Origin of the sequence: Agrobacterium sp. SUL3 (assembly GCF_001263295.1) — a bacterium.
GTDB lineage: Bacteria > Pseudomonadota > Alphaproteobacteria > Rhizobiales > Rhizobiaceae > Agrobacterium > Agrobacterium tomkonis.
Map to the genome: position 1 here is coordinate 42164 of NZ_KQ414512.1, position 19509 is coordinate 61672.

Consider the following 19509-nt stretch of genomic DNA (forward strand, 5'->3'; position numbering starts at 1 on the left):
TCAGCAGGGCTTGTGCGCACCCGTCTTTGCCGTGTTGGCGGGACGGGCGGCCTGCGCCCATAATGTCTGCGCCATCGTCTTGAGCAGCAACGATTCCGCCCATCTGTCGGTGGAATCGTTGCCGCCCCGGTCGGTAATCGCATAGGGGCGGGGGCCGAGTTCGCAGGTGAAGACCAGCTCGGCATTATCAGGCGCGCGCGATCGCCAGTGCCGGAAACCATAGTCCCACCAGTCCAGAAAAAGATCGACCCATGGCCGGTGATGGGCAAAGGAAATCTCGATCTGGATTTGCTCGCAGGAGCCGATGCGTCCGTGAAAGGCCTGCGCATTATGAAGGGTGCGCTGAATCTGTCTCTGGCTCTCGTCTTCCACCGGAAAGGCAAATTCGCGGGCAACGAGATAATGGGACAGATCGGCCAGAAGCGGCAGATCGGGTCGTTGTTCGAGCAGGTCCAGCGTGAATGGGAGATCGCTGGTGATGCGATTGCGGTGGGTCTCGATGAAGACGGGAACGCCCGCCTCTTCGGCAAGCCGCATCCAGCCGTCGAGAAGCGGCAGGCAATCTTCCACCCGGCGCGGGCGGATGTCGGCCTGCAGATCGATATGGCTGACCGGAAACTCCTTCGCCAGTTCCAGCGTGTGGCGCAGGTCGTCGACATGACGCGGAAAACAGACACCTTCGATCCGAAGACCCGTGCCGCTGATAGCCTCATGGAGACGCAGCACATCGGCACGGTTGGTGTAATGCGCGCTGATGCCGTCGAAGCCGGTTTCGGCAATCCGGGCGATGTTTTCCTCAAGGGTCGGCTCAGGGTCGTCGCGGCGCAAGCGTTCCATGGCCCAGAGCGATTGAAAGACGAGCAGCTTCTGCATCAGGCCGCCCGCGCGCTTTTCAGCAATGTCTTGAGGTTCACACCGGGGTCGGCAAGGCTCTCCGGATCGGGGTTGATGCCGGCGGCGATCAGCATCTCGGCCAGTTTTATGTCCCTGGCGACAGTGTTGCCGACACCCAGCCCGGCTGCTGCGACAAGCTGGCCGTCCTCAAGGAAGAATTCCAGTTCGCCATCGCCGAGCGGACGAATGACGCTTTGGTGTCCCGGCTGCAGCAGGCCCGCGACCTGAAGGCCGAGATCATATTGATCCGACCAGAACCACGGGAGGGCGGCAAAGGCCTCGTTCGCGCCAAGACTATTGCGCGCAGCAATTTCCGCCTGATGGCGGGCATTGCGCCAGCTTTCGAACCGGATATGTCCGCCAACGGCTTGCGAGACGGCCGCGCAATCGCCTGCCGCAAAGATATGGGGATCGCTGGTGCACAGAAACGCATCGGTCAGAATGCCGTTGCCGGTCGCAAGCCCTGCCGCTTCGGCCAGGGCGATATTGGGCACGACACCGATGGCGGAGACGACGATATCGGCCGGCACGCGCTCACCGTCGGTCAGCAGGACTGCTTCCGGTGTAATGTCCGCCACTCCCTGACCCAGATGGAAATGCACCCCTTCATCGCGATGGCGCGCATGTATCTTTTCGGCAAAACGCGGTGGAACCGCGCGGCCAAGCGGCCGTGCCGCCGCTTCGATGACGCTGACCATAAGCCCCTTGCCGCGCAGCACCGCCGCAAGCTCCATTCCGATCAGTCCCCCGCCTATGATCGCGACCCTTGCGCCGCTATCGGCGCGGGAAAAAATCGCTTCCGCATCCGCATGGGTGCGGAAATTGAGCGCCTGTCCGGCACCGGGGCATGCGAGTGTTCGCGGCTGCGCCCCGGTTGCGAGCAGCAGCCTGTCATAGCCAAGCACCTGCCCGTCATCTAGTCTCACGGTTCGGCCTTTCGCATCGATCCGGGTCGCCGATACGCCCTGACGATAGGAGATGCGGGCGGCTTCCAGCGCGCCGTCCGCGCAGATGGGTTTCATCCGCACGGCACCTTCGAGCGGCTTGGAAAGCGGCGGCCGTTCATAGGGCGGATGCGGCTCGGTGCCGACCAGCGTGATGTTGCCTGCAAAGCCCGTTTCGCGCAGCGTAAAGGCGGCGCGGGTGCCCGCCTCGCCGGCGCCGATGATGACGATTGCGTCCATGATATCTCCGTCAGAAGGGGCCGGCGCGCTTTTCAGGGCGCACCGGCTGGGGGAGGGTCAGTTGCGGCTGGCGTAGTCGGTCATGTTTTTCCGCGTCACCAGTTCGAAAGGAACCATGACCTGCTTGTCGACCGGCGTGCCGCGCATCAGGGCGACGGCGGCGTCGAGCGCGCTCGTCGATTGCCCCTTGGCGTTCTGGAACACCGTGGCGTCAAGATCGCCGGCGGCCATGGAGGCAAGCCCGTCCGGGGTGGCGTCGATGCCGATGACGATGACATCATCCATCGAAACGCTCGCCGCCTTCAGCGCCTGCACCGCGCCGATCGCCATTTCGTCATTATTGGCGAAGACGACGTCGATGGGCCGGCCGGCGGTGATCCAGTTCGTCGTCATGTCCATGGCGTTTGTCCGTGTCCAGGCCGCCGACTGTTCGTCGGCGATGGTGACGGTCTTGCAGTCGCCGGATGCAAGTGCCTGCTTGAAGGACGAAGTACGGTCACGCGATGCCTGATGGGCAAGATCGCCCATCAATATATAAGCCTGCGCATCCGCCACCTTTCCCTTCTCCTTGAGCAGCGAACAGGCCGCTTCGCCCGCCAGCCGCCCGGCATCGGTTTCCCTTGAGCCGACATAGGCCTGTTTTTCGGGAAGCTTGGCGACATTGTCCGGCTCGAGATTGAGGTAGACGAGCGGAATGCCCGCCTTGGCGGCGGCATCGCTGATGCCGGGTGCGGCCGAGGTGTCCGCAAGCGTGACGATGATCGCATCGACGCCTGCGGCGATGAAATTATTGACCTGGTTGAGCTGCTTGGAAATATCGGCCTGCGCGTCCTCGACCTGGATCTTTACGCCGTCGACTTCCGATGCCCGGGCGCCAAGCCCTTCGCGCAGCAAAGTCTGGAAATTATTGTCGAAGCTCTGCATCGAAACGCCGATCGTTTCGGCCGATGCGGTGCCCGCCAGCAGGACCGCCAGCGCGGCCATGGTACAGATGGATTTCATGTCGTCCTCCCTTGGGGCGCCGGGCCGCCCGGGTGCATTCCGGAGGCCCTTTCGGGCCTGCTCGAAAGCTCGGCTTAGAGCGTTTTCGCTTTTCTTCGAATCGCGAAACCGCTCTAACTCTTTGTTTTGTCGCATTTCCGGACGGAAAACCGGGTTCCACTTTTCCTAGAAATGCTCTAGCCGATGGTGACGCGCACTTCGCCGTCCACCACTTCGGCCGGATAGGTTTTGAGATTCTCGCAGGCGGGGAGCCGCAGCGCTTCGCCGGTGCGGTAATCGAAAGCGCCGGAATGCTTGGGACATTCCACCTCGAAATCCATCACCAGCCCTTCGGCAAGATGGATCGCCTCATGGGTGCAGAGGCCCGCGGTGCAATAAACGCTGTCATCCGGGGCGCGATAGATCGCATAGGTGCGCCCGGCGTGGTCGAAGCGGATTGCGCCTTCCTGTTCGATATCGTCAAGTCTGCAGGCTGAAACCCAGCTCATTCGGCTGCCTCTCCGATTGTGTTGCGCGCCTTGCGGGCCGCGAGTTTTTCTTTGCGTTTGCGATAGCGTTCCTGCATGCGGGCTTCCCCTTCGGCCGAGCCGTCGTGCCAGGTGCCGAACCACCGATCGAGCGGGATGAGGGCATCGCCGTAATTCACCTCGAAATATTTGTGGTGGAGGTAATGCGCATAGGCATGGCTATCGACCAGCCCGTCCTCGCCGATCTCGACCTTGTCGAAGCCCACATGGCCGGGGATCGCGCCGAAACCCGCATAGTGCAGCTGGTAGAGCATGAGGACCGGGTTGGACGGCAGGATCAGGTGATAAAAGGCCGTGCCGAAATACAGGAGATGCTCGACCGGATGCATGGAGAGCGACGACCATGGCGACGGGTTCACTGAATTATGGTGGACGGAATGCACCCATTTGTAGAGCAGCGGCATATGGATAAGCCGGTGAACGCAGAAGAAGTGAAACTCGTGGATGATCGGCACGACAAGCGCGACGGCAGCGAGCGTCCACGGATTTTCGGCAAAGCTGAGCCAGGGCGCATAACCATTGGCATAGGCCCACAGCATTGCCACTTCGATGGCGGTCCAGATGGTCACGCCGGAAAGGAAGGTTCGCAGGATGTTGTCGAGGTTCTGGCTTTCGAACCAGAAGGCCTTGCTCTTTTGTTCGGCCGGAAACTTGCCGTTATATTTGAAACGGTTTTCCTGCCGCTTCAGAATATAGAGATGCAGTTCGAAGCCGCCGTAAAAGAGGAAGACGCAGACCGCATTGACCGCATAGAGCCAGGCGATCCAGCCGAAGCCGAGGCTCGCCATGGTTTCCACGGGCGGGATGACCCATGCCCAATAGGCGATGGCAGAAAGCGCGAAGATCGCATTCCAGGGCAGGAAATAATGCGGCAGCCATTTTAACAGCGCCATGAGGCGGGGTGGAAAGGCGAATAGCGGCGCCGTTTCCACCGGCTGGTTCGGCGCCCAGTCGCCGCGCTTGTTGCGCGTTCCATATTTCAGATCGTCCATAGCGCTCTCCTTCGGACGATCGCTCCCGATACGCCCGCGCAAGTTCTCACGATGAAGGGGACGTTTGCACGCCGTGGTCGCCCGTCGCTCCTCACGATCTGCGGCCTTCCTCCCTGACGCAAAATTAGCAGTGAGGGCGGTGAAAGCCGAAACCTTCCTTGATCAAATCAGATCAAAGGCTCTGCGCGGTGATGGTGACGAAGCGAATGGGCGCGCTGTCAGGTTCGATATCGGTAAGGCCGATCCTTTTCAGGACAAGGTCCAGCGCCCGGCGGGCCTGCGCCTCGGGCGCCTGATCGAGCACGATGTCCATGATGCCGTCGTTCAGCGCCTTGCGGGTATAATCGGTCAATTCATGGCCGACGAAGAAGATGTCTCCTCCGCGCGGGTGACGGCGAAGAACGTCGATCAGCGCGGCATTGGCGCCGCCAACATTATAAAGGCCGGCCATGTCGGGGTAGAGATCGAGCGCCATGCGCAGAGCCTCGGCGCTGTAATATTCGTCATCGCGGGTAAAACCCAGCCATTCGAAATGATGTTCCCCGGGATGATCGCGGAAATAGTCGGAAAAGCCGCTGATACGGTCGCGATGAACCTGATAGATCGGATGGCAGAGCGCTATGACCGGGCCGTCCCGGTGCGCCATGCGGGTGATGAAATGTGCCGCCGTCCGTCCCGCCGCACCATTGTCAATGCCGATGAACTCACCCTTTTCGGCCGAGGCGCGCGTGACGACATGGACGACGGGAATGCCGCGGGCGACCACTGCTTCGACCGCAGCCCTGACCGCCGGGCTGCTTGGAACAGCGAGGATCAGGCCGGCGCGCGCTTCGCCGGCGGCGATAATGCGGCTTGCCAGTTCTTCCGGCTTCATTTCTTCAGCAAAGCTGCGGTGAACGACGACAAGAGGGTCGAGCGTTGCGGCAATTCTTTCGAAGGCCTTGGAAAGCCTCCGATAAAAGGTGGTTTCGGGGCGTACCATCAGCACTTCTATGCGAAGCAATCCGCGGTGGGTTTCCGGCAGGGTGCGGGGATAGTCCAATTCCCGCGCGGCGATGACGACCTTTTCCACGAGTTCGGCGCGAACACCGCCACGCCCGTTCAGCACCCGCTCGACCGTTGCTGTCCCGACACCTGCAAGACGGGCGATATCGCGATAATTCGGCCTGCTCACATTCGGGTTCCCTACTGGTGGTGCGGATGTCGGATTCTGCTGCAGATGGATCAGGCGATGCCAAGTTTCTGGAGACCGCATTCGCGGACAATCTCGGCAATATGGCTGAAGTGCCCGGACAGCGGATTGCTCTTGCGCCACACCATGCCGATGGTGCGCGACGGGCGCGGTTCTGCCAGCCGGAACACCGAGACGGTGGATTGCCGCGTCTCCATATCGACCGCCATCTGCGGAATGAGCGTGACGCCGATGCCAGCGCCAACCATCTGTACGAGGGTGGAAAGCGAACTGCCTTCCATAAGCACGCGCGGCGGCGCATTGGTCGTGCTGCAGAAGGAAAGCGCCTGATTGCGGAAGCAATGGCCTTCCTCCAGCAGCAGCAGGCGCATTTCACCCAGCTTGTCGGCGCTCGGCACCGGCATGCCCGCATCCTCCATCGGCCGCACGAGAATGAATTCCTCCGAAAACAGCGGAACCTCTTCGAGGGCGGGTTCCGATACGGGCAGCGCGACGATCGCCATATCCAGCCGCGCTTCCAGCAGGTCTTCGATCAGTTTTTGCGTCACCGCCTCGCGCGGCCGCGCCTCCAGCCCCGGATAATGCCGGGTGAGTGTTTTGATGACCTGTGGTAAAAGATAAGGCGCGACAGTGGGGATGACGCCGATGCGCAGGCGGCCGCTGAGAGGGCCTTGGCCCGCACGCGCCAGATCCTGCAACTCATCCACCGACCGCAGGATCGAACGGGTGCGCTCGGCGAATTCCTCGCCAAGCGTCGTCAGCCTGATCTGGCGGCTGCCGCGTTCGACGAGCGGCGCGCCGATCAGTTCCTCCAGCTCGCGGATTTGCAGCGAGAGCGCCGGTTGGGAAATGGCGCAGGCTTCCGCCGCCCGTCCGAAATGGCCGATCTTGGCCAGCGCGTCGAAATAACGGAGATGTTTCATGGAGAGCGCAATCATAAGCTCAGCATATCGCAGCCTTTAGAATATACAATTGGAAATTATGGAACCCGGCTGTTAGTCATCTTCATGACAGAAAGAAGCTGTAGCTGTGAAAGGTCACCAGCGTCGCTGCACGGTCTTCCCATGACCTGCCGCCGCCTCTGGCTCGGAATGCTGCACATGTCGAACTGATTATTTTGTTTAATTGCTAAACCCATCGGAGGGCGAAATGGACGCAACTTCAAAACCGGCTGGCAAGTGTCCTGTCATGCATGGAGGCAATACGGCCTCCGGTAAATCGGTGACCGAATGGTGGCCGAATGCGCTGAACCTCGACATCCTGCATCAGCACGACACCAAGACCAATCCGCTCGGCACCTCCTTCAACTATCGCGAAGCCCTGAAGACGCTCGACGTCGAGGCCCTGAAGGCCGATCTGCGTGCGCTGATGACGGACAGCCAGGAATGGTGGCCGGCGGACTGGGGCAGCTATGTTGGCATGATGGCACGTGTTACCTGGCATGCGGCCGGTTCCTACCGCGTGACGGACGGTCGCGGTGGCGCCAACACCGGCAACCAGCGTTTTGCCCCGCTCAATTCCTGGCCGGACAATGTCAACACCGACAAGGGTCGCCGCCTGCTGTGGCCGATCAAGAAGAAATACGGCAACAAGATTTCCTGGGCAGACCTCATCGCGCTCGCCGGCACCATCGCCTACGACGTCGCAGGTCTGAAGACCTTCGGTTTTGCCTTCGGTCGTGAAGATATCTGGGCTCCGGAAAAGGACACCTATTGGGGTGACGAGAAGGAATGGCTGGCGCCGAGCGATGGTCGCTACGGCGATGTGAGCAAGCCCGAGACGCTGGAAAACCCGCTTGCCGCCGTGCAGATGGGCCTCATCTACGTCAACCCGGAAGGCGTCAACGGCAAGTCCGATCCGCTGGCGACGGCGGCGCAGATGCGCGAAACCTTTGCCCGCATGGGTATGGATGATGAGGAAACCGTGGCGCTGACCGCCGGCGGCCACACCATCGGCAAATCGCACGGCAATGGCAGCGCCGCCAATCTCAGCCCCGATCCGGAAGCCGCAGGCCCGGAATATCAGGGCCTTGGCTGGATCAACACCAAGGGCCGCGGTATTGGCCGCGACACCGTGGTGTCGGGCATCGAAGGCGCCTGGACGAGCGAGCCGACCAAGTGGGACAACGGCTTCTTCGACATGCTGTTCAAGCATGAGTGGACCTTGACGCACAGCCCCGCCGGTGCTTCGCAATGGGCGCCGATCACCATCGCCGAGGATGACAAGCCTGTCGACGTCGAGGATGCCTCGATCCGCACCATCCCGATGATGACCGATGCCGACATGGCCCTTAAGGTCGATCCGATCTACCGCGAGATTTCGCTGAAGTTCAAGGACGACCAGGACCACTTCTCCGACGTCTTCGCCCGCGCCTGGTTCAAGCTGACGCATCGCGACATGGGGCCGAAGTCCCGTTACATCGGTCCGGATGTTCCGGCTGAAGACCTGATCTGGCAGGATCCGATCCCAGCAGGCCCCACCACCTACGACGTCGCTGCCGTCAAGGCCAAGATCGCCGCTGCCGGCCTGCCGGTCGCCGATCTGGTTGCGACTGCATGGGACAGCGCCCGCACCTTCCGCGGTTCGGACAAGCGCGGCGGCGCCAATGGCGCGCGCATTCGCCTCGCACCGCAGAAGGACTGGGAAGGCAACGAGCCCGCCCGTCTTTCCCGCGTGCTTTCGGTTCTCGAGCCGATCGCCCGTGAAACCGGGGTGAGCATCGCGGATGTGATCGTTCTCGCCGGCAATTACGGTGTGGAACAGGCAGCGAAAGCCGCTGGCTTCGATATTGCCGTGCCTTTCGCAGCCGGCCGTGGCGATGCTTCCGCCGAGCAGACGGATGCCGACAGCTTTGCCCCGCTTGAGCCGCTGGCGGATGGTTTCCGCAACTGGATCAAGAAGGACTATGTCGTCAGCCCTGAAGAACTTTTGCTCGACCGGGCGCAGCTTCTCGGCCTCACAGCGCCGGAACTGACCGTCCTCATCGGCGGCCTGCGCGTCATCGGTGCCAATTATGGCGGTGCGGCGCATGGCGTTTTCACTGACAAGCCCGGCGCGCTGACGACGGACTTCTTCACGACGCTGACGGATATGGCCTATTCCTGGGTTCCGACCGGCAACAATCTCTACGAGATTCGTGACCGCAAGACCGGCGCAGCCAGATTTACGGCGACCCGTGTCGACCTCGTGGTTGGCTCCAACTCCATCCTGCGCGCCTATGCGGAAGTGTATGCGCAGGACGATAGCAGGGAAAAATTCGTCCGCGACTTCATTGCCGCCTGGACGAAGGTGATGAACGCCGACCGTTTCGACCTCGTCTGAGCGGAAAGGCGAGTACTCGATAAGGCAAAACCTCCCCGAGCGATCGGGGAGGTTTTTTTGATCTTGTCAAAGCCATCCAGGCTCTGCGCTACCCAAGGGCGTTAACCCGTGATGACGCATGAAAGGGGATGCGTGACTTGCGGCTATCGAGATCAAAAGAAACTGTCAGCGGCGGTCGGATGATGAAACCGACCGGTCAGCGGCCGGTTTTTCGGCTTTCCCCGACGGCGCCTTGCCGCCTTTTTCATTTTCATGCGCATCCGGCCCGGCAACGATGACACCGTGGCCCTGTTCTTCGCGCTTCTTGTCGGCGAAATCGCCCGCTTCCTTCTTGCGATCCATGTTCATCTCCCGTGTTGAGGTCCTGTCATGGATTTAACGGGCGGTGCGGGCGGAGGTTCCAGAACTGCCGCGCAAGCGAATGTTTCTCTTTATAACGATCTTTGCTATTAACATGAATTGATAAGTCATGTTATTGGCGTAGGGGCGCGATGTCTGTTGCGGCATTCGCCGCTTCCCGCGTCCCCAACCTCGGCTCGACAACCGGACGGTAACCGCTTTGAGTTTCTGGCATTCCATGACCTGGCACACGGAAGGGATCAGCGTCACTGCGCCGGTCAAATGGCGCCAGTTCGACGGGCTGGTCAGCGCTTTCTGGGAGGCCGAAAGCCAGATGGGGGCGAAGGGTTATTATCTGGCCGCCGATCCCCGCATCATGATTTTCTTCAACGATGTCTCGTCGCGGATCCGGATTTCCAACCGCGATGGCGAGTTTTCGCAGCATTCGCGGCCGATGACGCGGGCGGTCTATGTGCCGGCCGGCGTGCCGATGTGGACGAGCAGCAATGCCACGCATCGCTTTTCCCATCTCAACCTGCATATCCACAAAGACCGGCTTTTGCGCTTCCTGTCGCCGGCGGTCGGCGGTTCTGCGGCCATGACGGCGCTGCGCCGTCCGGTCGAGATACAGGATATCGGTGCGGTGGAAACGCTGGCAGGCTTGCTTGTCGATGAGCTGGCCGAGCCTTCGAAACATCCGCTTTATGCCGAAAGCCTGATTGGCGGGATCGTCGCAGGATTGCTGGATATTCCCGGTCCAACGCCGGAGCAGGCCAATGGCAGGCTGACGCAGGCGCAGATGAACAGGCTGCTCGCCCGGGTCGAAAAACGCGGTGACGACCGCATGACGGTTGCCGAAATGGCCGATATCGTCGGGCTTTCCGAAAGCTGGTTCGCCACCGTGTTTCGCCAGACCACGGGCAAGACACCGCTGCAATGGCAGCTGGAGCGACGTATCAATGCCGCCCAGAAACTTCTGCTGGAAGGTGATCTGACCGTTGCCGATATCGCCGCGCAGCTTGGTTTTTCCGATCAGGCCCATCTGACCAAGGCCTTCCGCCACTCGGTGGGCAATACGCCGGCCGCCTGGCGGCGCATGCACAGGCTGCTTTGAACGGGCGCGCCTTGTCGTCTACGCGCAGCGGTTTTGCCGTTCCGTAAGCCTGGATCCGCTTCCTCCTCGTGCTTGTCCGGAGGATCTGCCAACTTCTAACATGACGAGACGGGATTGGATCCTCGGGACAAGCCCGAGGATGACGTTGAACATTAGGATAATGACGCAATATATTGAAAAATATTGCTAATTTCGACGTTCACCACGTCTTGCGCAGGGTGACGGAAAACGCCCGGCCGGGATTGTAGAAGTCAGCGCCGAAGCCACCATAAGCCACGTGTTTTTCGTTGAAGAGGTTGGAAACATTCACATCCAGAGAGGCGGTTTCCTGGATCTTGTAGCTGAATGCCGCATCCACGGTGACACTGCTGCCGGTTGAGACCTTGTTGGCATTGTCGAAATAATAGGCGCCGGTGTAGCGGCCACCGAGACCAAAGGTCATGTCGCCGAGGTGGTCGTTGCCCTCAAGCGTATAGTTGACCCACAGCGAGGCCTGATGTTCCGGCACGAATTGCGGCCGGTTGCCGACATTGCCGCCCGTGCCGTTTTCGGTGATTTCCGCGTCGAGATAGGAATAGGCGGCCGTCAGGCTGAGATTGTCGGTGACTTCCGCCTTGGCTTCCAGATCGAGACCGCGCACGCGCACTTCGCCGATCGTGGTCGGCAGGCTGGTGATCGGGCTGGTGACGGTGATGTTGTTTTTCTTCAGGTCGTAGATCGAGGCGGTGAACAGGGCGGGGAAAGCCTCCGGCCGGTATTTGATACCAAGCTCGATCTGCTCGCCGCGTTCCGGTTCAACGCTGAGGCCCGATGCCGGCACCACCGATTCGGCGTAGCTGATATAGGGCGCGATTTCATTGGTGACCTTGTAGGACACGCCGATGCGCTTGGTCAGTTCGCTGATGTCGCCGCTCGCCGTCGTGCCGTTCAGCCGGTTGGTCTGGTCGGTGTCGATCCAGTCATTGCGCAGGCCGGCGCTGACGATCAGCCTGTCGAAGAAGGTCAGGTCCTGCTGCAGGTAGATTGCCTTGGTCTTCTGGTCCGTCAGCGAGTTGGAGAAGAGCGGCACGGAGGTGGGGGCACCGGTATAGACGGGGTTCATCCAGTTGATGCTTGGGGCCGAGCCGAAGTAGTTTTTGCTGCCGGATGTGTAGTCGTTGTAGAAGACGCCGACGAGGCTGCGGCTTTCGACATTTTCAAACCGCGTATCGTATTGCAGGCGCGTGTCGATCAGGAAGTTTTCGGTCTCGGTGTCGTTGCCGAAATAGGACCGGTTGGCGATCGTCGAACCGTTGGTCGGCGTCGACGAGATATAGGCGTAACCGAAATCGGTATTGGTCTTGCTGTAGCGCGCATTGGAACTCAGCGTCAGGCCGGAGCCGAAATCGTGGTCGAACATCACGCTCAGCGAATTGCGGTTGGTGCCGCGATAGTTGTAGTCCGGCTCACCGAAGAAACGGCTGCGATCGAAATGCGAACCGACCGGATGGCCGCCACCGCCGGGAACGCCATCCTTGTTAAGGTGGTCGTAAACCACGGTCAGGCTGGTGACATCGGTCGGACGCCAGGTCAGGCCGCCCATGAAAAATTTCTCGTCATCGCGCGAATAGTCATATTCCGCATCGGCATTTCTGAGCTTGCCGGTCAGACGGTAGGACAATGTGTCGTCGCTGGTGATGTTGTCGCCGAAATCGAAGCCGGTCTCGGCGCGACTATAGGAACCGCCGGTGACATAGGCTTCGCCGAAACGGGCGCGTTTCGGCACCTTGGTGGAATAGTTGACAGAACCGCCGGGATCCGAGACGCCAAACGTGGTGGAGTTGCCGCCTTTCAGCACTTCCACGCGCTCATAGGCATAGGTCTCTTCGCGTGGCGCACCGAAGGGGCGGCCGAGCGTCAGGCCGTCGCGATAGGTATAGGCATCGAAGCCGCGAATCTTGAAATAGTCGAAACGATCGTCGGAGCCGTAGAAATCCGTGGTCACGCCGGCGGTATATTGCAGCGCTTCTTCCACGGTCTGCACACCGCGCTGCTGCATTTCCCTGGCGGTGATGACGGAAACGGAGGCAGGTGTGTCGAGAATATCGGTCGCCATCTTGCTGCCGCTCGTCGTGCGAGTGGCGACGATGGACTTCTGGTCATTGTCGCCGCTGTCGATGGTGATCCGTTCCAGAACCGTGCTGCCGCCCGTCGTGGCAGCTTCCTGCGCCAGCGATCGGCCGGGCAGGGCGACGACAAGCGCCGTGCAGGCAAGCAGGGCCGCTTGCCCGTAACGATGCGGCGCGGTTTTGCGGTTTCTGCCTTCGATTTCGATGTTCATTGGTGCGTTCCAGAAGTTGATGTCCCTATCGCCGCTTACACGGCCCACTCTCGAAGCGCCAATAACTTGAGAAAGTTTGTCCGGTATTGTAACTTTTTGCGGTTTTGTACAAAACCCCGGAAATTTCACCGCTGTTCGGGCCGCATATCTTCCTTAGGCTTGACGGGGGCATGTGAAGCTGAGAGTTCAAGTCCACTTTTGAACCTTTGAGAGCTTCGCCCATGCTTCGCCTGTTTAGCGGTCTCGTGCCGGCCGTTTTGCTTTTCCTGTCGATAATCGTGCCGACGACTGCCGCTGCAAACGAGACGACGAGCTATCCCATCGTCATCAAACATGCCTTCGGCACCACGACGATTGCCGGCAAACCGAAGCGCGTCGCCACCGTCGCCTGGGCAAACCATGAGGTACCGCTTGCTCTCGGCGTCGTGCCTGTCGGTTTCGCCGCCGCCAACTTTGGCGATGATGACGGCGATGGCCTGCTGCCCTGGGTGGCAAAGCGGCTTGCCGAACTCAAGGCGGATAAACCGGTTTTGTTTGACGAGGGCGACGGCATCGATTTCGAGGCGGTGGCGGCAACGCAGCCGGATGTCATTCTCGCGGCCTATTCCGGTCTCAGCCAGTCCGACTACGATACGCTGAGCCAGATTGCGCCCGTGGTCGCCTATCCCGTCTCTCCATGGGCGACGGACTGGCGGGACATGATCCGGCTGAACAGCGCCGGCCTTGGCATGGTTGCGGAAGGCGAAGCGCTGATCAAACGCATCGAGACGGAGATTGCCGAGGTGGTCGCCGGCCATCCGCAGCTGAAGGGCAAGTCGGCGATGTTCGTCACCCATCTCGATGCCACCAATCTCAGCGTCGTCAATTTTTACACCGCCAATGACAGCCGGGTGAAGTTTTTCGCCGATCTCGGGCTCGCCTCGCCAAAAAGCGTCGTGGAAGCAACGAAACCGGGACAGTTCGCCGCCGGCGTCAGCGCCGAGCGTGTCGATGCCTTCGACGATGTCGATATTGTCGTGACCTATGGCAGCAAGCCGCTGCTGAATGCCATGCGCGCCGATCCGCTTTTGGCCCGTATGCCGGCCGTTTCCCAGGATGCCATCGTCATGCTGGGGCGCGATCCGCTCGGAACAGCATCCAATCCCACACCGCTGTCGATTTCCTGGGTGCTGAAGGACTATGCCGACCTACTGGCAAAGGCCGCTGAGAAATCCACCGGGAAACCGCAATGACAATGCCTGGGACCGACGGCGCTCCCACCCTGCCATATGCCGGTCGCTCCAGCCGCAGGCGCGCACTCTGGCTTGGCATCGTGCTGGCGCTACTTGCGGTCCTTTGCGCGCTTTCGGTTGCCATCGGCACGCGTGACGTATCGCTGGCCGATATTACCGCAGCGCTTGCCGGCCGGGTTGAGACGGTTGCGGAAGCGGCCGTCGCGGTCCGCCTGCCGCGCACGGTACTTGCGCTTCTGGCCGGTGCGGCGCTCGGTCTGGCAGGAGCGATCATGCAAGGCGTCACTCGCAATCCGCTGGCCGATCCCGGCATTCTCGGCGTCAATATGGGTGCGTCGCTCGCCGTCGTCATCGCCATCGTCTGGTTCGGCATTGCCTCTTCGCAGGCTTTCATCATTGCCGCGATTGCTGGCGCAGGTATCTCTGCCGTTTTCGTTTATGTCGTTGGTTCGCTGGGACGCGGCGGGGCGACGCCGCTGAAACTGGCACTTGCCGGTGCCGCCACATCCGTTGCCTTCTCGTCACTGGTCATCGCCGTGGTGCTGCCGCGCAGCGATATTGCCGGTGGCATTCGCGCCTGGCAGATCGGCGGCGTCGGCGGCGCGACCTTCGAGCGCATCGAGACCGTGCTGCCGTTTCTCGCCGCCGGTTTTGCCATCAGCCTGCTTTCGGCGCGCAGGCTGAATTCGCTGGCGCTGGGAGACGAGCTTGCTGCCGGCCTTGGCGAAAATGTCGCTGTCGCCAGAGCCGTTGCCTCCTTCGGCGCCATTCTGCTCTGCGGTGCGGCCACAGCCATCTGCGGGCCTATCGGCTTTGTCGGGCTGGTGGTGCCGCATCTGTCCCGCCTGCTTGTTGGTGTCGACAATCGCTGGCTGCTGCCGTTTTCCGCGCTTGGCGGCGCCTGCCTGCTGCTTGCTGCCGATATTGTCGGCCGTATCGTCGCACGGCCGTCGGAACTCGATGTCGGCATCGTCACCGCGCTGGTCGGAGCGCCGTTCTTCATCTGGATCGTCAGACGCCAGCGGGTGCGTGAACTATGACCATGCACGCTGCCGTCATCGACACATTGGTCTTGAACCGCCAGACCCGCCACCGCCGGCGTCGCCTTGTCATCGCCATTCTGTCGGCCCTCGTGATTGCCGCATTCACCCTGACGCTGATGCTGGGGCAATCCTTTACGCCGCCCGGTGAGGTGATCCGCGTCTTGGCTGGCGAGGATATTGCCGGCGTCAGTTTCACCGTTGGGCAACTGCGCCTGCCGCGCGCGCTGCTCTCTGTGCTGGCCGGGCTGAGCTTCGGGCTGGGCGGTGTTGCCTTCCAGATCATGCTGCGCAATCCGCTCGCCAGCCCCGATATTATCGGCATCAGTTCCGGCGCGAGCGCTGCCGCCGTCTTCGCCATCGTCGTGCTGCAGTTGAACGGGCCGCTCGTCTCGGTCTTTGCCGTCATCGCCGGTCTTGGCATCGCGCTGCTGGTCTATCTCCTGTCCTTCCGCAACGGCGTGGCGGGAACACGGCTTATCCTTGTCGGCATCGGCGTTTCCGCCATGCTCGAGAGTTTCATCGCCTATATTCTCTCCGTCGCGCCCGCCTGGACGCTTCAGGAGGCGATGCGCTGGCTGACGGGCAGCGTCAATGGCGCCAAACTTGCCCAGACCTCGCCGCTCCTCATCGCGCTTATCCTGTTCGGCGGGCTGCTCATCAGCCGTGCGCGCGATCTTGAGGCGCTCCGCCTCGGTGATGATGCGGCCGCCGCGCTCGGTGTGCGGGTCGGGAAAACGCGCATCATCGTCATCATCGCCGCCGTGGGGATGATCGCTTTTGCCACGGCGGTCTCAGGCCCCATTGCCTTTGTCGCGTTCCTGTCGGGGCCGATCGCCGCGCGTATCGTCGGCAGCAACGGCTCGCTGCTCATTCCCGCAGCACTTGTCGGCGCGGTTCTGGTGCTGGTGGGGGATTATTGCGGCCAGTTCCTGCTGCCGGGCCGTTACCCGGTCGGCGTCGTTACCGGCGCGCTGGGCGCGCCCTATCTGATTTACCTTATCGTGCGGGTCAACCGCAGCGGAGGCTCGTTATGACCGGCCACTCCCTTTCCGTAAGCGGCCTTTCCGCCGGCTACGGTGAAACCCTTATTATCGAAGGGCTGGACCTTGTTGTTCCGCGCGGCAGGATCACGGTCATTGTCGGCGCCAACGCCTGCGGCAAGTCCACCCTGCTGCGCAGCATGTCTCGGCTCATCACGCCCCGCGCCGGTCAGGTCCTGCTTGATGGCAAGTCGATCCACCGGCTTCCTTCGAAAGAACTGGCGCAGCGCATGGGCCTGCTGCCGCAGTCGCCGATCGCGCCGGAGGGCATTGTCGTGGCTGATCTCGTCAGCCGTGGCCGGCATCCGCACCACGGCCTTTTCGCCCGCTGGTCGCGGCAGGACGACGAGGCGGTTGCGGCAGCCCTCGTCGCCACCGATACGGTGGAGCTTGCCGAACGGCCGGTGGATGAACTTTCGGGCGGCCAGCGGCAACGCGTCTGGATCGCCATGGCGCTTGCCCAGCAGACCGACATATTGCTGCTGGATGAACCGACCACCTTCCTCGATATCAGCCATCAGGTCGAAGTGCTGGACCTTCTGACTGACCTTAACCATGCCCGGCAGACCACCATCGTCATGGTGCTGCACGATCTCAATCTCGCGGCCCGTTATGCCGATCATCTCGTGGCCATGCGGGACGGAAAGCTGCATGTCTGCGGCACGCCGGAAGAGGTGTTGACGGAAGAGAATGTCCGCTACGTTTTCGGCATCGAAAGCCGGGTCATCGAAGATCCGACATCGGGCAAGCCGATGATGCTGCCGATCGGGCGGCACCGGAGTGGGGTCGCGCGGCTGCAAGATAGCAATATCTAGCCGCATGCGATTTATCCCCGGGGTAGACGTCTGTTAAGTCTTCACGGCTTGAAGAGATTGGCCGCCATATAATCTACGAATACCCGCACCTTGGGTGATAGATATCGGCTTGTGGGCCATAGCACCCGGAAGGCGCCTGTCGCCGCCAGGTAGTCATCAAGCACGGATACCAGTTTTCCTTCCGCGATTTCAGAGGCAGCTGCGAAGAATGGAAGACATGTGATGCCGAAGGAGTGCTGAGCGAGGTGGATCAACGGCTCGAGCGTGCTTGCCACGGTGGTTGCCGGAAGGTTCAGCTTGATTTCCTGCCCATCGCGAACGAGTGGCCAGGGTTCCAGCTTGCCGGAATTGGCAAAGCGGTGGTGCAGGCAGCGATGCAGGAGCAGATCTTCCGGCGTTTTGGGGTAACCGTGTGCGGCCAAGTATTCGGGCGACGCGACGATCACATGCCGGAATGTTCCGAGCTTTCGGCTCATCAGGCGTGTGTCCTTCAAATCGCCGGTGCGGATCACGGCGTCGAAACCCTCCTCGATGACATCGACGATGCGATCGGTGAAATCGAGATCGAGATTGATCTCTGGATAGGTGCTCATGAAAGCGGATATCGTCGGCATCAGCAGCATGCCCGCAAGCGGCAGGCTGACACGCAGCTGCCCGCGCGGGACGGCCTGTGATCGCGACAGTTTCGCCTGCGCTTCCTCATATTCCGACTGGATGCGCCGGCAGGTGTCCAGAAAATAGCTTCCCTCCTCCGTGAGGGCGATGCTGCGCGTCGAGCGATTGAAGAGACGAACACCCAGTTCGTCTTCCAGCCGGGCGACGGCTTTTCCAACCGCGGAACCGGATATTCCCAAACGGTGTCCCGCCGCGACGAAACTACCGGCTTCCGCCACCTGAATGAAGATGCCGAGCGTACCAAGCTTGTCCAAGACTGCTCCATTGCGGAAATATTTTCCGATATGTTGAGAGTTGCGGCCCGTTTATCCGCTATTTCCGAGGAGATATCCAGACCGTGCCACGCCGCTAAGGGCTGTGCGTATCAAACGGAGATATCAATGGAAACGACACCGATTGCCTACTTTTCAGGCGCGCCTGCTGCCACAACCTTCATCGTCAACGTCATCCACGTTCACCCGGGCAAGCAGGAAGAAGCCTTTGCCATCATCCAGGACGTTGTCCACTACGTTGCGGAACGGAAGGAAGGATTTCTCTGGAGCAACCTCGCGAAAAGCAAGGACGGCCTGACCGTCGTCAATATCGAAGCGATCCAGGATGCCGGCAATGTCGACGAGTTCTTTACCGACCCGGTTTTCGTTGAGAAATTCAGGCGACTGGATACGGTTTCGAAGAGCGAATTCCACGCCTATTCCGTCGATGATCTCGTCCTTCCAAAACGGATCGCGACCGAGTGAAGGTCTGGGGTGGTAGGTTTTTCTGACTGGAATAAAGCGCACCGGCAGGGACTCACCCTGCCGGTGCCGGCGTGGCGCTCTCACACCAGAACAGTCACGGCCATGCCGCATAGGATGGCGGCGGCACGTTTTGCATGCGCATCCCCATTCGCCGGAAACGGCCGGGTGAGGTGCCTTCGTTGCGGGTGAAGAAGCGATTGAAATAGCCGGGGTCCTGAAATCCCAATCGGAATGCGATTTCAGCGACTTGCAGTGAAGAATTCAGAAGAAGATCGCGCGCTTCGGATAGCAGTTCGCGATGAATATAGGCCTGCGGCGAAAGCCCCGTCGCCTTGCGCACCGCAAATCCAAGGCGTTCGCGGCTGACGCCGAGTTGCCTCGCATAGTCTTCCACACCCCATTGGTCGCGCTTGTGCTGGCTGACCAGCAGGACGAACCGTTCAGTAAGGCTGCCGGGCGTGGAGACGGCTGCGGCAATATCGGCGATGGCGTGCTGGCAGATGCGGATGAGCGTGACGGAGAGCAGGCTGGCGATGATCGTGTCCGAACCGGTTGTCGCGCGGACATTTTCGCTGGCGATGGTCTCTAGATAACCCGCAAGTTCCTGCCGGTCCTTTTCCGCCGGCACCTGCGTCAGAACACGCTGCAATATATTGCGTACGGCGCTCGCGCTCGTGCCTGTGGGCATCGCATGGGCAAGCCCGATTTCGCTCGTCCTCAGTAGCGATCCACGGCTTCCGGCATTCAGCCGCAGGCGGCCGGCGGGGCCGATGGGCAGCCAGATAAGCCCCGGCGCCGGGACAGGCAACGTCTTTTCGCCCTGTATGATCTCCGCTTCCCCGGCGGACAAGAGAAGCAGATGGGCGCTGTCTGATTCCAGCCGGAATTCGGATATGCGCAACGTCGAGGCGAGGGTGCGCGCCGTGATCTCCACGCGATTGCCGGCAATCTGGCTGTACAGCGGCATTCGGCCTCCAAAAGTACAATAATGCGCTACATTAGTGCATTTTATATGCCGCTGTCATTGCTAAACTTTGATCAGCGCAGGGGAAAGCCTTGAGGAGAACGGCAACCCCGATAAG

Annotated in this window: 18 protein-coding genes; 7 read left to right on the forward strand and 11 right to left on the reverse strand. The window is 60.9% G+C overall.

What is annotated here, in order from left to right; all coding sequences use genetic code 11:
• The 7 genes from AKG12_RS21960 to AKG12_RS21990 all read right to left on the reverse strand — a co-directional run bounded on the left by AKG12_RS21960 (nt 1) and on the right by AKG12_RS21990 (nt 6729).
• The gene (locus AKG12_RS21960) at nt 1-873 is read right to left on the reverse strand and encodes a sugar phosphate isomerase/epimerase family protein (RefSeq protein WP_197283340.1); all 873 of its coding nucleotides are present in this window, start codon (nt 871-873) and stop codon (nt 1-3) included.
• Nucleotides 873-2078 (reverse strand): NAD(P)/FAD-dependent oxidoreductase, encoded by a 1206-nt coding sequence (locus tag AKG12_RS21965; protein WP_052820413.1) that lies wholly within the window; start codon nt 2076-2078, stop codon nt 873-875. The genes AKG12_RS21960 and AKG12_RS21965 overlap by 1 nt, the downstream gene beginning before the upstream one ends.
• 57 nt (nt 2079-2135) lie before the next feature.
• Nucleotides 2136-3080 carry a substrate-binding domain-containing protein gene (locus AKG12_RS21970; protein ID WP_052820414.1) on the reverse strand — a complete coding sequence of 315 codons (945 nt, stop codon included), beginning with the start codon at nt 3078-3080 and terminating at the stop codon, nt 2136-2138.
• 176 nt (nt 3081-3256) lie between these two features.
• On the reverse strand, nt 3257-3568 hold the full coding sequence (locus AKG12_RS21975; RefSeq protein WP_046801168.1) for a MocE family 2Fe-2S type ferredoxin: 312 nt from the start codon (nt 3566-3568) through the stop codon (nt 3257-3259).
• Nucleotides 3565-4599 carry a sterol desaturase family protein gene (locus AKG12_RS21980; RefSeq protein WP_052820415.1) on the reverse strand — a complete coding sequence of 345 codons (1035 nt, stop codon included), beginning with the start codon at nt 4597-4599 and terminating at the stop codon, nt 3565-3567. Before AKG12_RS21980 ends, AKG12_RS21975 begins: the two co-directional genes overlap by 4 nt.
• Nucleotides 4600-4771: 172 nt before the next feature.
• Nucleotides 4772-5773, reverse strand: a complete 1002-nt coding sequence (locus AKG12_RS21985) for a LacI family DNA-binding transcriptional regulator (protein WP_052820416.1) — start codon at nt 5771-5773, stop codon at nt 4772-4774.
• A gap of 50 nt (nt 5774-5823) precedes the next feature.
• The gene (locus AKG12_RS21990) at nt 5824-6729 is read right to left on the reverse strand and encodes a hydrogen peroxide-inducible genes activator (RefSeq protein WP_052820417.1); all 906 of its coding nucleotides are present in this window, start codon (nt 6727-6729) and stop codon (nt 5824-5826) included.
• Between the two features lie 211 nt (nt 6730-6940).
• On the opposite strand from AKG12_RS21990, the gene katG reads away from it, so the two are divergent.
• Nucleotides 6941-9112, forward strand: coding sequence for a catalase/peroxidase HPI (katG, locus tag AKG12_RS21995; protein WP_052820418.1), 2172 nt, complete (start codon nt 6941-6943; stop codon nt 9110-9112).
• 165 nt (nt 9113-9277) lie between these two features.
• On the opposite strand, the gene AKG12_RS22000 is transcribed toward katG, so the two are convergent.
• Entirely contained in the window at nt 9278-9454 is a 177-nt protein-coding gene (locus AKG12_RS22000; protein WP_052820419.1) for a hypothetical protein, read from the reverse strand.
• A gap of 217 nt (nt 9455-9671) precedes the next feature.
• Between AKG12_RS22000 and AKG12_RS22005 the strand changes: the two genes are divergently transcribed.
• Entirely contained in the window at nt 9672-10565 is an 894-nt protein-coding gene (locus AKG12_RS22005) for a helix-turn-helix domain-containing protein (RefSeq protein ID WP_200960448.1), read from the forward strand.
• A gap of 199 nt (nt 10566-10764) precedes the next feature.
• Here the strand turns inward: AKG12_RS22005 and AKG12_RS22010 are convergent, their stop codons facing one another.
• Nucleotides 10765-12885, reverse strand: a complete 2121-nt coding sequence (locus AKG12_RS22010; RefSeq protein ID WP_052820420.1) for a TonB-dependent siderophore receptor — start codon at nt 12883-12885, stop codon at nt 10765-10767.
• A gap of 221 nt (nt 12886-13106) precedes the next feature.
• Here AKG12_RS22010 and AKG12_RS22015 point away from each other — a divergent pair, with 221 nt between their 5' ends.
• Genes AKG12_RS22015 through AKG12_RS22030 form a run of 4 tightly spaced genes read left to right on the forward strand, consistent with a single transcriptional unit; the run spans nt 13107 to nt 17015 of the window.
• Entirely contained in the window at nt 13107-14117 is a 1011-nt protein-coding gene (locus AKG12_RS22015; protein ID WP_052820421.1) for an iron-siderophore ABC transporter substrate-binding protein, read from the forward strand.
• A gap of 2 nt (nt 14118-14119) precedes the next feature.
• A complete protein-coding gene (locus AKG12_RS22020) occupies nt 14120-15157 on the forward strand; it encodes a FecCD family ABC transporter permease (RefSeq protein ID WP_502688812.1) in 1038 nt (345 codons plus the stop codon).
• A complete protein-coding gene (locus AKG12_RS22025) occupies nt 15154-16194 on the forward strand; it encodes a FecCD family ABC transporter permease (protein WP_082178999.1) in 1041 nt (346 codons plus the stop codon). Before AKG12_RS22020 ends, AKG12_RS22025 begins: the two co-directional genes overlap by 4 nt.
• On the forward strand, nt 16191-17015 hold the full coding sequence (locus AKG12_RS22030) for an ABC transporter ATP-binding protein (RefSeq protein ID WP_052820424.1): 825 nt from the start codon (nt 16191-16193) through the stop codon (nt 17013-17015). Before AKG12_RS22025 ends, AKG12_RS22030 begins: the two co-directional genes overlap by 4 nt.
• Before the next feature lie 41 nt (nt 17016-17056).
• Here AKG12_RS22030 and AKG12_RS22035 read toward each other — a convergent pair whose 3' ends face one another.
• Entirely contained in the window at nt 17057-17944 is an 888-nt protein-coding gene (locus tag AKG12_RS22035; RefSeq protein ID WP_052820425.1) for a LysR family transcriptional regulator, read from the reverse strand.
• Between the two features lie 126 nt (nt 17945-18070).
• Here AKG12_RS22035 and AKG12_RS22040 point away from each other — a divergent pair, with 126 nt between their 5' ends.
• On the forward strand, nt 18071-18427 hold the full coding sequence (locus AKG12_RS22040) for an antibiotic biosynthesis monooxygenase (protein ID WP_052820426.1): 357 nt from the start codon (nt 18071-18073) through the stop codon (nt 18425-18427).
• Nucleotides 18428-18521: 94 nt separating this feature from the next.
• Here AKG12_RS22040 and AKG12_RS22045 read toward each other — a convergent pair whose 3' ends face one another.
• Nucleotides 18522-19394 (reverse strand): helix-turn-helix transcriptional regulator, encoded by an 873-nt coding sequence (locus AKG12_RS22045; RefSeq protein ID WP_052820427.1) that lies wholly within the window; start codon nt 19392-19394, stop codon nt 18522-18524.
• Between the last annotated feature and the right edge of the window lie 115 nt (nt 19395-19509).

Coding starts and splice junctions, on each gene's coding strand:
- AKG12_RS21960 (WP_197283340.1), bottom strand. CDS start 873: ATGCAGAAGCTGCTCGTCTTTCAATCGCTCTGGGCCATGGAACGCTTG.
- AKG12_RS21965 (WP_052820413.1), bottom strand. CDS start 2,078: ATGGACGCAATCGTCATCATCGGCGCCGGCGAGGCGGGCACCCGCGCC.
- AKG12_RS21970 (WP_052820414.1), bottom strand. CDS start 3,080: ATGAAATCCATCTGTACCATGGCCGCGCTGGCGGTCCTGCTGGCGGGC.
- AKG12_RS21975 (WP_046801168.1), bottom strand. CDS start 3,568: ATGAGCTGGGTTTCAGCCTGCAGACTTGACGATATCGAACAGGAAGGC.
- AKG12_RS21980 (WP_052820415.1), bottom strand. CDS start 4,599: ATGGACGATCTGAAATATGGAACGCGCAACAAGCGCGGCGACTGGGCG.
- AKG12_RS21990 (WP_052820417.1), bottom strand. CDS start 6,729: ATGATTGCGCTCTCCATGAAACATCTCCGTTATTTCGACGCGCTGGCC.
- katG (WP_052820418.1), top strand. CDS start 6,941: ATGGACGCAACTTCAAAACCGGCTGGCAAGTGTCCTGTCATGCATGGA.
- AKG12_RS22000 (WP_052820419.1), bottom strand. CDS start 9,454: ATGGATCGCAAGAAGGAAGCGGGCGATTTCGCCGACAAGAAGCGCGAA.
- AKG12_RS22010 (WP_052820420.1), bottom strand. CDS start 12,885: ATGAACATCGAAATCGAAGGCAGAAACCGCAAAACCGCGCCGCATCGT.
- AKG12_RS22015 (WP_052820421.1), top strand. CDS start 13,107: ATGCTTCGCCTGTTTAGCGGTCTCGTGCCGGCCGTTTTGCTTTTCCTG.
- AKG12_RS22020 (WP_502688812.1), top strand. CDS start 14,120: ATGCCTGGGACCGACGGCGCTCCCACCCTGCCATATGCCGGTCGCTCC.
- AKG12_RS22025 (WP_082178999.1), top strand. CDS start 15,154: ATGACCATGCACGCTGCCGTCATCGACACATTGGTCTTGAACCGCCAG.
- AKG12_RS22030 (WP_052820424.1), top strand. CDS start 16,191: ATGACCGGCCACTCCCTTTCCGTAAGCGGCCTTTCCGCCGGCTACGGT.
- AKG12_RS22040 (WP_052820426.1), top strand. CDS start 18,071: ATGGAAACGACACCGATTGCCTACTTTTCAGGCGCGCCTGCTGCCACA.
- AKG12_RS22045 (WP_052820427.1), bottom strand. CDS start 19,394: ATGCCGCTGTACAGCCAGATTGCCGGCAATCGCGTGGAGATCACGGCG.